The organism is Facklamia sp. P9177 (genome assembly GCF_050409585.1).
Lineage (GTDB): Bacteria > Bacillota > Bacilli > Lactobacillales > Aerococcaceae > Facklamia.
Genome location: NZ_JBNUPE010000004.1, coordinates 31,932 through 44,809, shown reverse-complemented (window position 1 = coordinate 44,809; position 12,878 = coordinate 31,932). Strand labels below are relative to the sequence as shown.

Here is a 12,878-nt window from a genome sequence, read left to right as displayed (position 1 = left end):
CTAATGAAAAGAATATTTATTACTTTATTAATTTTAACTGCCTTAACCCTTAATCTACTTTTTCCACACGCCACTTTCGCACAAGCAGAAGCTGATGTTAAAGAAACAAACCATATGAAAGTAGACGGTCATCACCAAGGACATCACATTAAGGCTAATTTTATCCCTGATAAAATTCTTAATCCTGACGATAGTCTATATGAAGCACCAGAAAAAATTGAAAAGTACGTTGGTATATATCAAGCACAAGCAACAGTTCCTAAATTGAATCTTAACTTAGATATCATTGTCTCAATCGAAGAAAGTGGCTTATTTAATATGGCCTACTATTTTACACAACGAGAAAAAGGAGAAAGTATACGTTTCTACGTAGATGAGAATGAAACAATTGAATCTATACTCGCTCCATATCAAGACCTCGTTATCTTGACAGGAGGTCTCAAAGAGTTTGAAGGTGGCTTAGGCTCAGGCTTAATTCGTAAAACGGTGTCACCGGTAGTACTATTAAATAATCAAGGCAAACCCGAAAGCTTATATCCTTATCAATCAATGGCATATGATCTGCGAGAAAATTATCAAAATGCTAGGGTTTATCAAGACCTTGGTCTTTATATAGTAAATGATGAAATTGTGATCGATGTAAACCATTTGATTGGTCTAGATGATGAACAAGAAAATAGAATCGCATTAAAAGCTACAAGTTTTAAAAATGAAGATGCTTTCCTAGTTGAAAAGAAAACATATGAAATTCTTCAAAAAACTTTTGATCACTATCTTGATGATTATAATGATTTTAAGCTTCAATTTAAAAATAGTAATGACTTTGTTCAAGTCATTCAAGCAATGCATTTGAAGACCAACGCCAGTTTTCCTGCCGATACTAAATTTGAACTGATCGATCCTAGTCAAGTCAATAAAGATTCTGAAAGTGCCCATACATTTGCTTTGCTCATTAATGACCAAATCTTATATTTTTATGATGGACACAAATTATTTGTTGCAAATGAAATTGAAAATAATAATAGATGCTATTCTGCAAATGAATGGCAAACGAATTAATAGTTGAAGTCACCGAAAATTAAATTCTAAAATTTTCCATCCAGCCAAACCCTATTAAATAATCAACAACTACAAATAATCCCTTGTTAGATTGAGCAAATCGATTGAAGATAAATACCATCTTTGCTAATGTTTAAATAAAGGAGATGGTATGAATGTTTTTAGTTATGCAACATATAAAACCTAAAGTAGGCAAAACAGAAAGCATCATCAATAAATTATCGAATCGTGAAATCATAAATGATCAACCAGGTTTCATTAATTTATCAATCAGTAGAGGCATTGAAGAGGATTTAATTGTGGTTTTAGGCTCATGGAAATCACAAGAAGATTGGAAAAATTGGGAAAATTCAGAAGATCGAAAAAAATTAGACGATCCAGATGACAGTGAAATTGAATCGATGGAGTCACATAAATTAGAAATTCTAAAGGACGAAAAAATGCCTAAAAAATAATCCAAGTTATCTTAAATAATTCGATAGGATTAGGAAACAAAAGAGCAAGCAGCATGTGTGCTGTTTGCTCTTTATTTAGTTAATTGATTATAAACTATCTATCAAATCTAACATCTCACTATTTTCAGGGATATCTTTCATGGAATGACCGTAGTGAATATATCTCAACTCACCCTTTTTATCTACCAACATTTGAGCTGGCATCCGTCCCATCTTAAAAAGATTTACTTCTTGACCATACAATTTTAATACCGAATGGTTTGGATCAGGTAGACCATAAAATTCTAAGTCATTTTCATGCCAGTAGTCTGCGAATTTTTTATCGTTTTCAGGACCAATGACGACAATAGCGGTGTCTCTTTTTTCAAACTGATTATAATCTTTATGCAACTGCATCATGTGCTTGCGGCAGAAAGGTCATATAAAGCCTCTGTTTAATACAAGCATTACATTTTTACTTCCTCTGAAAGCTGAAAGCTTAACTGTCTTTCCTTCGAAATCTTCTAATTCAAAGTCTGGTGCCTTTTTATTGACTTCAATACTTGCCATAAAATTCATCTCTTTCCTTTCACTGATTAAACAATATACTATTTAAAAATCACTATCTTTCAGCTTTATTAAATCAATAAAGTGGTTTAATGATTAATCTTAAAGGATTAACTTTTTATATCCACTTTAATAAAACACTTTAAATAGTTGATACATACAACTTACCACTCATTGCTTAGTCATTTTAAATATTTACAAAGCTTATTGTTATAATGTTTTTGTTTAAAAATAAGAGACATGAATTTAATTTCATGTCTCTTATTTTTAATTTATATCAACACTTTTGACCTACTCATTAGCTTCAGTAAGAACTTTTTGAACAGCTGGATCTTCCTTAAGATGTTCTACCATACGCTTAACGTTTGGATAGTCTTTATACGTTTTTTCTAAATTCTTAGTCCAAGTTGCAAAAATGAATGCTAATGGATCAAGCACAGTACGTTTATTTTGGTAGAGGTGATTAGAATCACCAATAATATCATCAAGATGTTTGAAGTTCGCATCAATACGAGCAGGTGCTGCCGCACGAGCCATTTCAATTACATCTATGTCTTCAGATGTTGTATAACGCTGTGGGTTAAAGAACGGCCAGAATGATGGATGAATATCTGCAGAAAGGAATAGAGATGTTTCATCAAACTCAAAAACATTTTCTAACCCTTCATTAGGTCCTAAATCTTTTTCTGGAACGGAATTAGCAATGTATTGTAAAATTGCTCCTGCTTGAGTCATCGGACGATCGGCTCCAATTTCAAGAGCAGGAACCATTCCTAAAGGATTAATTTTACGATACTCAGGATCATTGTAATCCACACGAATGGTTTCATACTCAAGACCAGACCATTCTAAAGCGATCCAGCAAGCCAAGGAACAAGTACCAGGTGCATAGTATAATTTCAACATTTTATCAAACCTTTCTTTTTTTTATTGATTATATTATAGCATTAAAAAGTGTCATAGGAAATAATTGAGTGAATTCGATAGCATGCTTTTAAAATAAGAGTAAGCTAGTAACTAACTAATTTTAAACAGCAGCTGTAACTCCTCCATCAATGACAAACTCAGATCCAGTTGAATATCTTGCTTCATCGGAAGCTAAGAATACAACTAAATTAGAAACTTCTTTAGGCTGAGCCACTCGGCGCATAGGAATAGTTTCTTTAAATTTATCAACCGCTTCCTTAACACCCGGTTGTTCTAACATTGGTGTGTGTACTACACCAGGATGGACAGAATTAACGGTTATATTATATGGAGATAACTCTCTCGCTGCTGATTTCGTCATTCCTCTAACCGCAAACTTAGTGTCTGTATATCCGATCGCCCCACCTACTAAACCATTCATAGAAGAAATGTTAATTATAGAACCATACTTTTGTTGCTTCATAATAGGTGTTACGGCTTTAATACCTAAAAAGACGGAAACTTGGTTGATATTCACAATTTTCATGTAATCGTCTAATGAAACATCTTCAATTTTCATATTATAAGTGATACCTGCATTATTAACGAGCGAGTCTATCCTGCCCCATTTATCCATTGTCGCATCAATTACCTTTTTCCAGTCACTTTCCTTGGTCACATCTTGTTTAACAAATAGAACATTTTTACCAAGTTCTTTAGCAACTTCATTCCCTTTTTCTTCATTAATATCAGTAATGACAACCTTAGCTCCTTCAGCTAAAGCGACCTCTGCATGCACTTTCCCCATCCCTTGAGCGCCGCCAGTAATAATTAAAACTTTACCTTCTAATCTTTCCATTTTGTTTCCTCCTAATATAATTTAATACTTCCTCCATCGACCATAAATGTTTGACCTGTGATGTAACGTGATTCATCACTTGCTAGAAAAACTGCGACTGGTGCGATATCTTTGTCAATATCACCAAATTTTTGGAGTGGAATACCTTGAACGACTTTTTCATAATATTCAGGGTTTTCAGCACGCCAAGCATCGACACCTTCAGAATAGGCTATAGGTGAAATGACATTCACATTGATACCATCTTTACCAAACTCATTCGCCATCACACGCGAAATCCCACGAATCGCTTCTTTGGCTGCTACATAAGCCCCTTGATGGTTATCACCCTTAATGGCTGCTCCTGAACCAAAATTAATGATATTTCCTTTAGTCTTTTTAAGATATGGAATAGCTAGTTGGCTCAAGAAAAAGGTAGCATAGAAACCAGACTCCATTGATAGAGCTAAATCTTCTTCTGTAATATCTAAGAAGCTCTTCATCCTTGAAGCATGAGCATTATTGACCAACACATCGATTTGATGATAGCGGTCAACAACCCCTTGAATGCACGTTTCTAAGGCTGATTTTTTAGTCAAATCAGTCTTGATAAAGAAGGTATTATATCCCTCCTCATTTAGAGAACGGCTTAAAGCCTCGCCTTTTTCTTGATTAAGATCGACGATTGCTACTTTTGCCCCTTCTCTAGCATAGGCGCGGACAATGGCTGAACCAATTCCACCAGCCCCGCCTGTTACTATTGCCACTTTATCTTTTAAGCGCTCCATTCTATTTCCCCCTTATAATTTATTTTTGAATCTGTAACATCTGCATATTTTAATCATACGCCACTTTAAGAAAATTGGCTAATAAAGCGACTCGTAAAAACGTCCTTAGGGTTGCTATAAATACATTTGTTAAAATTTTAAACAGTTAGGATAAAAATAATTTTAATCCTTTATATTTAAATTCCGTATAGGGCGGGTCATTCAGTTGAAGCATATCTTCTTGAAGCATTTCCTGTAATAAAGTGTTGATATATAAGTCACCGATCTCTGTAAGTTCTATAAAAGCTTGCAATTCTTTTTTAAAAGCATCTTGATAGCTATTCGGATCTTTTAAATAACTAATTACAAAATCTTTTTCTTCACGACTATATTCCATTTAACCCCCTCCTTCTCTATTAAAAGCATCCTCTTATCCATATTCGGTGGCAAACCAGACGGCTTAAAAAAACCTCCTGCTGATACAGGAAGTTTAAATAAGTCGCCCACTTAATCTTCATAAGATTTAAAGGGATCGTTTGAATTAGGTAATCGGTCTGGTGTAATGGTTAAGCCCATTTCTCTTTGTTCATGATTCAATTCTTTGATGAGGGATAAAATAACTAAAATAAGAATGAAAACAAAGGGTAAGGAAACGATTATTAAGAGATTTTGAATAGCTAGTAAACCGCCAGACAATAGTAAGACAACCGCAATAATTGAAAGTGTAAATCCCCAAGTAATCTTAGTTCTATTATTAGGCTTGATATTACCTTCTTCCGACAACATGGCCAAAACAAAAGTCGCTGAGTCCGCTGACGTAATAAAAAATGAGACAACAAGAATAATCGCCACTAAAGAAAGAAGGCCGCTTAAAGGATAATAGTTAAAGGTTGCAAATAGCAACTGTTCGGGTTCAAAAGCTGTTAAGTCGGCTATATTCATTTGAACATTGGCTGCTAAAGTTCCAAAAGTAGAGAACCAAATAAAACTTAATAGCGTAGGAAGTAGAAGTACCACCGTTAAAAACTCACGTATGGTGCGTCCGCGCGAAATACGGGCTATAAAAATCCCCACGAAGGGCGACCATGAAGTCCACCATGCCCAATAAAACAAAGTCCAAGTATTAATCCACTCCCTCTTATCCCTATCAAAAGCGGCTGATCGAAAACTCATTTCAATAAAATTTTGTAAATAATTACCCAATGATTCTGTAAATGTGTTTAAAACACCGACAGTCGGGCCTACAATAGCGACAATGGCTAATAGACAGCCCGCTAAAAGCAGGTTTAAATTGGAAAGAATTTTAACCCCTTTTCCTAACCCTGAAATAGCAGAAAGTATAAATAAGATCGTTGTGATAATTATAATAATAATTTGGACACTATTAGAAATAGAGATATTAAACAAATAATTTAACCCACCATTAATTTGGGCTGCGCCAAAACCAATAGTAGTTGCGACCCCAATAACAGTGGCAACAATCGTTATTGTATCCACTACTGTTCCGATCCAGCCCGTTGCTTTATTTCCTAGTAAAGGTTTTAAAGTATGAGATAATAGGTAGTTTTCTTGCTTACGAAAACCAAAGTAAGCTAGGGCAAGTGCTACCACACCATAGATCGCCCAACCATGTATCCCCCAATGGAAAAAAGTAAAGCGAAAGGCATCCGCTAACGCTTCTTGACTTCCTGCTGGAGCAATCGGAGTCGAAATAGCAAAGTGTGACAAAGGTTCTGCTGCTCCGTAAAAAACAAGCCCAATTCCCATACCAGCGGAAAACATCATAGCTACCCAAGAAGTGGTCGAATATTCAGGTTTTGAGTCGGGTTCTCCTAAGCGAATCTGGCCTAAGGGACTAAGTATGAAATAAATACAAACTAATAATATTAGTGGAATGAGTAGAAGATAAAGCCAACCAAAATTGTTTGCCACCTGATCTTTTAAAATTTGTGTTCCAACACTTAATTCATTAGGAATAAAAATACCTAAAATAACTAATAAAAATGACGTTATAAGCGATGCATGATATACTGAAATTTCTTTTAACTTTTTCAAATTATTCCTCCTAAATTCATTTTAAAACAGGGCTTTTATACTATCAAAATTGACTTTGTTTGTAAAATTTACTCATTTTTCATCGTAAGACTTGTTGTTTTTGACAAGATTTTATATAGTTAATATTTATAAGTATTCAATAGAAAGGATGCCCTTATGACCAAAAAAATTATTGGTAAAATTACTAGTGCTTATTTTATCTTCACCATACTGACCACACTTTTTGTCCATTTAGGTTTAGAAATTAAAAAAAATGAATTGGTAACTTTCGATACTCCCATTCAAAGCTGGGTACGCGACCTTCAAAATCCCTTGATGGACAAAATCATGCTCTTTATTACCCACTCTTCAAGTGCCATACCAGTCTTAATTTTTTTCGCCATCATCCTTTTAATGCTTTTTAAAAAAAGAGCCTTTAATAAAATGCACTTCCTATTGATAGCTATTCCGGGAACTTTGGTTATTAATACAATTCTAAAGTTGATTTTCCAAAGAGACCGACCAGATTTGCTCAATCTTTTAATCGAAGAAAACTTTTATTCTTTCCCATCTGGTCATGCTATGATTAGTTCTACCGCTGTCTTTGCCATAATGGTCTTATGTTGGCGTAGCAAGCACTTTTATAAAATTTTAACTTTAGGTTTAATTTATACTTTTCTAGTTGGTTATTCCCGCGTTTATCTAGGAGTACATTTCCCTTCGGATATTATAGGCGGCTGGATGATTAGTTTCGCTTGGGTGGTCTTAGCTCAAAAATTAATTTTAAACAAGAATGTGATTGAATAAAAAAGCCAGCTCAATTGTACTGACCCTTAAACCCGAACAAGGTTTTAGGGGGTCGGTACATTGAGCAGGACTCTTTTTTTAATTAGCTTAAAATCTTAAAGATAAACACGTTAAGCTACCGTCAATTTTCTTAAATTCATCAGTATTTACTACTTTTACAGGATAACCTAAACTTTCAATATGTGCTTGTGTTTTAGGGTGACCTTCAGGAACCAGCACCGTCCCATTGATATAAAGACTGTTGATGGCATAGAGTTCTTCCGCTTCAACCACATATCGCTTATATTTTTGGAAATCCTCGACCTTATTCATCACCGGACTAACTAACATATTGTTATTTTCTAAATAAATAACAAAGTCTTTTAAGTGCAGTCCTTCTGTGACCGACACCGTTGAAGAAGTATAGCCAAACTGGCGCACAATTTGGTCAAATTGTTTAGCCCCTTCTTGATTAGTTCGATCGGATAAGCCCACATAAAAATGCTTATCTACTAGCATCACATCTCCACCCTCCATAGTTCCGGGTGCCTCAATGTAAAAGATTTGATCTTCTTTATAGAAATCCTTAAGTACTTTTTTCATTTCATATTTTTCTCCATTACGCGATTCTTTGGGTGAATTAGTCACAATCGCAAACTCTGCCATAACCACAGCTGGATCTTCAACAAAACAAGAATCAGGGTATTCTTCTAAAGGCTCTAAAGCAGTGACTTTTACTCCTAATTCTTCCAATGCTTTGACATAGTTAGCGTGTTGCACCAAGGCATCTTCATAAACTGGTTGCTCTTTAGAGAACATTCCAGTCGTAATACCTTCTAACATTGATTGACTAGGTGTTCTAACGATGGCATGCGAAAATTTTAACATGTAATTCCTCCTGTTTTTTTAGTTATTGATGTGTTGGCACTATTGTATTTATTCAAGGACTTGTATTTATTTTATTTGTTCAATTAATTTGTTATCAATACTTAACAAATCAATTAGGACAATGTCTTCATGTTTGATTTCGTATAACTGATTTTCAGTCAAATCATCGATTGTTGAAGAAGAAAGAACAAATGATTCCTTGGTTTTTTCTATAATCCTACCTTGAAGTATAAAATCATTCTCGGTAGTTATAATAGATACTTGTTTATTCACTAAGATAGGCTCATTGATTGGGTCTTTTCCTTGAAATTGTTGTTCATAATCTTTGGTCAGTGAATATGGGTCGTAAAGATTAATTGATTTATTATAATCAATTATTTTTTTAAAATTTTTAAGATAGCAAGTTGAAGAAACGATATTGGATATAAATGCATTTTTCCTATATTGAAAACTCTCAATCATTCCATATTCATTAATTGAAATTAGAGTTGAGAAGTCGTCTTCAATTGCAATTAAGTATCCAAGTGAAAAATATTCTTCATTTTTGTTACTAAATTCAGAATAAATTTCTACTAATTGATTTGTTTTTAAAGTTAATTCTAATTCATTCATATAAATCAGCTCCTTAATTAGATTGCTAAATTCTCATGAAATTCACTCCCTTTTTTTAGTGGTTATAGGTGGGGTTAGTGAATGGCCGTTTGTAATCTTTCTATTATTTAGGCTTTTTAGTAAAACTTTGTAACCTATTGTCCTCCTATAAAATGAAAAAGTTCCAGCATAGGCTTTGGTTCTAGTAGGATACACTATTCCTCCAAAAACAAAGTGATGGTTTTCTAACAATGCATTATAATTCATAGCTTATCTCTTCAAATAAATCAGCTTGTTCCACTCCTGCTTTTGTCTTTTCATGCTCCTTTCTTTCAATAGATAATCTTTCAACTTTTTTCTCTAGACTCTTCCATTAATAAGTTGAACTGTCTTACACTTTCCTCTCGGAATATAGGAAGGACAGATTGTTTATCGATATATTTTACATTTCCACTGAAACTTTGCTTTAATCGAAAGGCTTCTCCTAAACGTTCACTATAGTCGAAAATGCTAATAGGTGTGTGTCTAATCGCATGCTTGATAGATAGTCTCCCAATTTTTATTTGTTCAATTTAAAGCTTTATTAAGCATCGGTATATTTAATTAGTTAAAAAGCTAGTGTCTTAAAACTATCCACCTGCAAGATGTTTGTATTTTCTTTTAATCGTTTAAGTATTGATTTATTGCCGATACCATTTAGCTCTTTGAACGATAAAATCAGCTTTGCAATCGCTCGATTCATTTTTTCCAATATTTTCACTCCAATTGATTTGTCTCATTAATTTTATCAAAAAAACGCTTTAAAGTCTTAGCTATTCATAGTTAATATTTAGAGAATCTAACTTCGGAATGACCGATATAAAAGACGCTCCTGCTGCTTAAACTCTATTTTTTTGACTTACAAGCTATGAGGAGTAAAACGAAGCCATAGATAGACAACCGTCTATATAAGAGAATGTAAATGAATTGAGAAGAACTTAGTTTATTACTAAAAGCAATCGCCGATCCTAATCGTCTCAAGATCTTAGAACTTATTTCATGTCAGGGAAAGAGAGCTAGTGAACAAGCCACGACCTATTGCTGGCATTGAGAATTTAAAAGTAGCTAATTTCAGTCCTGAAATTTCCCCTTCAAAGGTAAATTGATTAGGATTAGAAACGAAGCCTCCTAACTGTTGACTCCATTAAACATTACGCCTAAAAAAGAGTGCCCTTCACTGATTAAAAATACCCTTTAACCGGTTAAGATTCCATTGTTTTTAATAACTCATAATTGCTTGACTTCCTCATCCGTTAAAGTAACTCCTTTGCCCATCTTATCATGATCAGGTAAACAATCTCCAAGGCCCTATTTAGCAGGACACTTATTCCATGAAAGAAGATTGAATTCTTTAGACCATCCTTTATTAGCGGAAAGACTCCCAATGGTTTCAATATTTTTGTAAGTAATAGCTGCCCTTTTAAAGTAGTCTTATTTTTAAACGAATAGCCGCCCTCTGTTTCTATCCATCTTATAGTCTTCATTACCGTCATTATTATCACTAATCCTTCCAGTTTAATTTACCATAAGCCTCGATGACTAAAAACTATTATAATCAAAAGCACTTATCTCTAAGAGACAAGTGCTTGATCGTATTACGGATATTCTTTTGCTTTTAAATTTCTTTCTAAATGGGTTTCTTTCACAAGAATTATTCATCTATAGTGAGTAGTGAAACCTGAGCTAAAATTTCTTTCTAAGTACTGCTTGCCATAATCCGTCATATATAACAAAAAAATTATGCAAAGATTGGCTTTTAATGATTATTTCCATTTTAGCAGTAACATTTAGCTTTTTAGTAGAGACGTAACCATTCTTGTAATATAGATAAACTCTTAAAGAAATGAGTTGCCTTCTCCTTCCTCCGCTATTGGTTGATAGGCACTAAAAATTAAATGAATTCCGCTTGCTTAAAAGCTTTTATTTCTTGGACCATCATGGCTAAAGCAATAAGAATTACAATCAAATCAACTAGTGCTTCTGCCCACCAAACAGCCCCACTTCCAAATATTCCAGGTAAGATAAGCAAAGCTGGTACGAATAAAATAAGTTGTCTTAACAGAACAATAATCCCAGCTTTTTTACCATTGCCAATCGATTGGAAAAATGTGATTGCCATATTCATAGCTGCATAAAGTATATATACTGAGAAAAACAGTCTAAAATGCCCCACTCCACGTTGGATAATTTCTTCGCTCACGTTAAATAAACCAAATATTCTTGCAGGGAAAAATTGTGCCGGTAGGTAGAACACTAAAGATAATATAGTACCTGATAGGATAAAAATCTTCATCGTTTCTTTAACTCTTGCATACTGCTTCGCTCCAAAATTAGCCCCTATAATAGGTTGAAGGGCTTGACTCATACCCCAAAGTGGAATAAATGAGAAGCCATAAAACCTCAAGGTCGCAGCCATTAGTGTTGCCCACTCATCACTTCCATATTGAAAGGCTTGTCGATATAACAAGCTTTGTTGAACCATAAATAAAATCTGCATGAGCATAGCTGAAATACCTACCCCCACCATTTCTTTAGAAAGTTCATTAGCCTTTTTGATTTTTCCTATCTTTACAACATCACTCTTATAACGGAAATAATACAAGGTAAACCCTGCTTGAACAGATTGAGCCAAGATTGTAGCTAAGGCTGCTCCTTCTATTCCATATTCTCCCATCGCAATCATGAAAATAGGGTCAAGAATTATATTGAGAATTGCTCCAAGCCCCATTATCAGCATAGCCTTTTTTACTTGGCCTTCGCCTCGCATGACCATATTAGATGATTGAACATAATTGATAAAAAATGACCCTGCGAAAATAATTCTCACGTATCGAAGACCTAGCTCTTTGATTGCTCCACTTGCTCCTAATAAATCTAGAAAATAAGGAGATAAAAAGATTCCAAATACTGTAATCAAAAGTGATAATACAATTACCCAATAAACTAAGTTCCCCATTATCTTATCGATTTTCTCCTGATCACCCTCTCCTAAGGCTCTTGATAAAATAGAAGCACTCCCTATTCCAATCAGTGTCGATACGCCATTATTTACAAAAGTAATCGGCGCAGAAACAGAGCAAGCCGTCATGGCAGCTTCTCCTAAAATATTTCCAGCAAAAATTCCATCCATCAAAGGAAACAGCCCGATAACGAGCATACCGAGTACAGCTGGAACAGCCTGATGAAACATAAGTCGAACAAGATTATCCGTTAAAAGTCTTTCTTTCATTGTTTTTTCCATTTTGTTTTCTCCCTTCTTTGAAAAGTGCTACAAACATTTTTTCTATAATTTCTTTATTTTTTTTAAAATTATCTCTAGCTTCTAAAATATCTGCCCCTAAAATCATTGAATTAATAAAATCTGTCACAAAATCATAGAGTGCATCATTCAATAAAAATTCTGGAACATTCCTTTGAAGCTGACTAAATTCTTCCCTACTTTGTGCTTTTAACTGGTTAAAGATACTATTGAGCTTTTTGCTTCTCTTTTTTTCAATTAAAAATTGGACATAAATTTCCATATATAAATTATCATCCAGTATTTTTTCGACGAGTTGTTTTGCTATAAACTCTATTTCATACCCTTGCTTGAACTCACTTAAGTTGGATTTGATTACTTCATTTCTATAATGTATCCCATCAACCATTAGGTCATGAAGAATATCAATGGTGCTTTTATAATAATGATAGAAGCCTCCTTTAGACATGGTCGTTTCGTTAATAATATCTTCCATCGTAGTATTAGCGAACCCTTTACTAACAAATACTTTTCTGGCTGCTTCTTTAATTTCATTTTTTCTTTCTTCTGGCTTTAATCGCCTAGCCGAGCACATGCAACCCCCCCTTTTTTATATACCGACGGTATCGTCGATAATAGTTTATTATTCTTACTTTAGAGAGTCAAGAGTTTTTATAAAAAAGAATGCTCTAAATTTTACCCCCCCGTGCAAATCTCGTTCCATACAAAGA

The 12,878-nt window shown here is 34.1% G+C and carries 14 protein-coding genes and 1 pseudogene; 3 read left to right on the top strand and 12 right to left on the bottom strand.

The features are described 5' to 3' along the window. The first annotated feature begins 3 nt into the window (after positions 1 to 3). Together ACQV18_RS02995 and ACQV18_RS02990 are read left to right on the top strand one after the other, a co-directional pair. Positions 4 to 1,059 carry a hypothetical protein gene (locus ACQV18_RS02995; protein ID WP_428892543.1) on the top strand — a complete coding sequence of 352 codons (1,056 nt, stop codon included), beginning with the start codon at positions 4 to 6 and terminating at the stop codon, positions 1,057 to 1,059. Between the two features lie 155 nt (positions 1,060 to 1,214). After that, positions 1,215 to 1,514: an antibiotic biosynthesis monooxygenase family protein gene (locus ACQV18_RS02990; RefSeq protein WP_428874925.1), complete on the top strand. Its 300-nt coding sequence runs from the start codon at positions 1,215 to 1,217 to the stop codon at positions 1,512 to 1,514. 87 nt (positions 1,515 to 1,601) lie between these two features. Here the strand turns inward: ACQV18_RS02990 and ACQV18_RS02985 are convergent, their stop codons facing one another. The 6 genes from ACQV18_RS02985 to ACQV18_RS02960 all read right to left on the bottom strand — a co-directional run bounded on the left by ACQV18_RS02985 (position 1,602) and on the right by ACQV18_RS02960 (position 6,626). Then, positions 1,602 to 2,063, bottom strand: coding sequence for a peroxiredoxin family protein (locus tag ACQV18_RS02985; protein WP_428874926.1), 462 nt, complete (start codon positions 2,061 to 2,063; stop codon positions 1,602 to 1,604). A gap of 288 nt (positions 2,064 to 2,351) precedes the next feature. Then, the gene (locus ACQV18_RS02980) at positions 2,352 to 2,966 is read right to left on the bottom strand and encodes a glutathione S-transferase family protein (RefSeq protein WP_428874066.1); all 615 of its coding nucleotides are present in this window, start codon (positions 2,964 to 2,966) and stop codon (positions 2,352 to 2,354) included. A 121-nt stretch (positions 2,967 to 3,087) separates the two neighbouring features. Continuing rightward, positions 3,088 to 3,825, bottom strand: a complete 738-nt coding sequence (locus tag ACQV18_RS02975; RefSeq protein ID WP_428892542.1) for an SDR family NAD(P)-dependent oxidoreductase — start codon at positions 3,823 to 3,825, stop codon at positions 3,088 to 3,090. Between the two features lie 11 nt (positions 3,826 to 3,836). Then, positions 3,837 to 4,592, bottom strand: a complete 756-nt coding sequence (locus tag ACQV18_RS02970; RefSeq protein ID WP_428874064.1) for an SDR family NAD(P)-dependent oxidoreductase — start codon at positions 4,590 to 4,592, stop codon at positions 3,837 to 3,839. 145 nt (positions 4,593 to 4,737) lie between these two features. Further along, the gene (locus ACQV18_RS02965) at positions 4,738 to 4,968 is read right to left on the bottom strand and encodes a hypothetical protein (RefSeq protein WP_428874063.1); all 231 of its coding nucleotides are present in this window, start codon (positions 4,966 to 4,968) and stop codon (positions 4,738 to 4,740) included. A gap of 110 nt (positions 4,969 to 5,078) precedes the next feature. Further along, a complete protein-coding gene (locus tag ACQV18_RS02960) occupies positions 5,079 to 6,626 on the bottom strand; it encodes a BCCT family transporter (RefSeq protein WP_428892541.1) in 1,548 nt (515 codons plus the stop codon). A gap of 156 nt (positions 6,627 to 6,782) precedes the next feature. Between ACQV18_RS02960 and ACQV18_RS02955 the strand changes: the two genes are divergently transcribed. Continuing rightward, a complete protein-coding gene (locus tag ACQV18_RS02955; protein WP_428892540.1) occupies positions 6,783 to 7,412 on the top strand; it encodes a phosphatase PAP2 family protein in 630 nt (209 codons plus the stop codon). Positions 7,413 to 7,499: 87 nt separating this feature from the next. Here the strand turns inward: ACQV18_RS02955 and ACQV18_RS02950 are convergent, their stop codons facing one another. The 6 genes and pseudogenes from ACQV18_RS02950 to ACQV18_RS02925 form a co-directional block, all read right to left on the bottom strand. Next, positions 7,500 to 8,279 (bottom strand): dimethylarginine dimethylaminohydrolase family protein, encoded by a 780-nt coding sequence (locus ACQV18_RS02950; protein ID WP_428876349.1) that lies wholly within the window; start codon positions 8,277 to 8,279, stop codon positions 7,500 to 7,502. Between the two features lie 66 nt (positions 8,280 to 8,345). Then, complete coding sequence (locus ACQV18_RS02945; protein WP_428874059.1) at positions 8,346 to 8,891, bottom strand: hypothetical protein; 546 nt, start codon at positions 8,889 to 8,891, stop codon at positions 8,346 to 8,348. Positions 8,892 to 9,477: 586 nt separating this feature from the next. Then, the gene (locus ACQV18_RS02940; RefSeq protein ID WP_428874058.1) at positions 9,478 to 9,621 is read right to left on the bottom strand and encodes a hypothetical protein; all 144 of its coding nucleotides are present in this window, start codon (positions 9,619 to 9,621) and stop codon (positions 9,478 to 9,480) included. Positions 9,622 to 10,136: 515 nt separating this feature from the next. Continuing rightward, a pseudogene (locus ACQV18_RS02935) lies at positions 10,137 to 10,319 on the bottom strand (YdbC family protein). Positions 10,320 to 10,800: 481 nt separating this feature from the next. Further along, on the bottom strand, positions 10,801 to 12,150 hold the full coding sequence (locus ACQV18_RS02930; protein ID WP_428874930.1) for an MATE family efflux transporter: 1,350 nt from the start codon (positions 12,148 to 12,150) through the stop codon (positions 10,801 to 10,803). After that, on the bottom strand, positions 12,113 to 12,742 hold the full coding sequence (locus tag ACQV18_RS02925) for a TetR/AcrR family transcriptional regulator (protein ID WP_428874056.1): 630 nt from the start codon (positions 12,740 to 12,742) through the stop codon (positions 12,113 to 12,115). The genes ACQV18_RS02930 and ACQV18_RS02925 overlap by 38 nt, the downstream gene beginning before the upstream one ends. Between the last annotated feature and the right edge of the window lie 136 nt (positions 12,743 to 12,878).

Excerpts from the sequence above, each read along its gene's own strand:
- ACQV18_RS02995 (WP_428892543.1), top strand. The coding sequence starts at position 4 with ATGAAAAGAATATTTATTACTTTATTAATTTTAACTGCCTTAACCCTT.
- ACQV18_RS02975 (WP_428892542.1), bottom strand. The coding sequence starts at position 3,825 with ATGGAAAGATTAGAAGGTAAAGTTTTAATTATTACTGGCGGCGCTCAA.
- ACQV18_RS02945 (WP_428874059.1), bottom strand. The coding sequence starts at position 8,891 with ATGAATGAATTAGAATTAACTTTAAAAACAAATCAATTAGTAGAAATT.
- ACQV18_RS02990 (WP_428874925.1), top strand. The coding sequence starts at position 1,215 with ATGTTTTTAGTTATGCAACATATAAAACCTAAAGTAGGCAAAACAGAA.
- ACQV18_RS02970 (WP_428874064.1), bottom strand. The coding sequence starts at position 4,592 with ATGGAGCGCTTAAAAGATAAAGTGGCAATAGTAACAGGCGGGGCTGGT.
- ACQV18_RS02980 (WP_428874066.1), bottom strand. The coding sequence starts at position 2,966 with ATGTTGAAATTATACTATGCACCTGGTACTTGTTCCTTGGCTTGCTGG.
- ACQV18_RS02930 (WP_428874930.1), bottom strand. The coding sequence starts at position 12,150 with ATGGAAAAAACAATGAAAGAAAGACTTTTAACGGATAATCTTGTTCGA.
- ACQV18_RS02955 (WP_428892540.1), top strand. The coding sequence starts at position 6,783 with ATGACCAAAAAAATTATTGGTAAAATTACTAGTGCTTATTTTATCTTC.
- ACQV18_RS02950 (WP_428876349.1), bottom strand. The coding sequence starts at position 8,279 with ATGTTAAAATTTTCGCATGCCATCGTTAGAACACCTAGTCAATCAATG.
- ACQV18_RS02925 (WP_428874056.1), bottom strand. The coding sequence starts at position 12,742 with ATGTGCTCGGCTAGGCGATTAAAGCCAGAAGAAAGAAAAAATGAAATT.
- ACQV18_RS02965 (WP_428874063.1), bottom strand. The coding sequence starts at position 4,968 with ATGGAATATAGTCGTGAAGAAAAAGATTTTGTAATTAGTTATTTAAAA.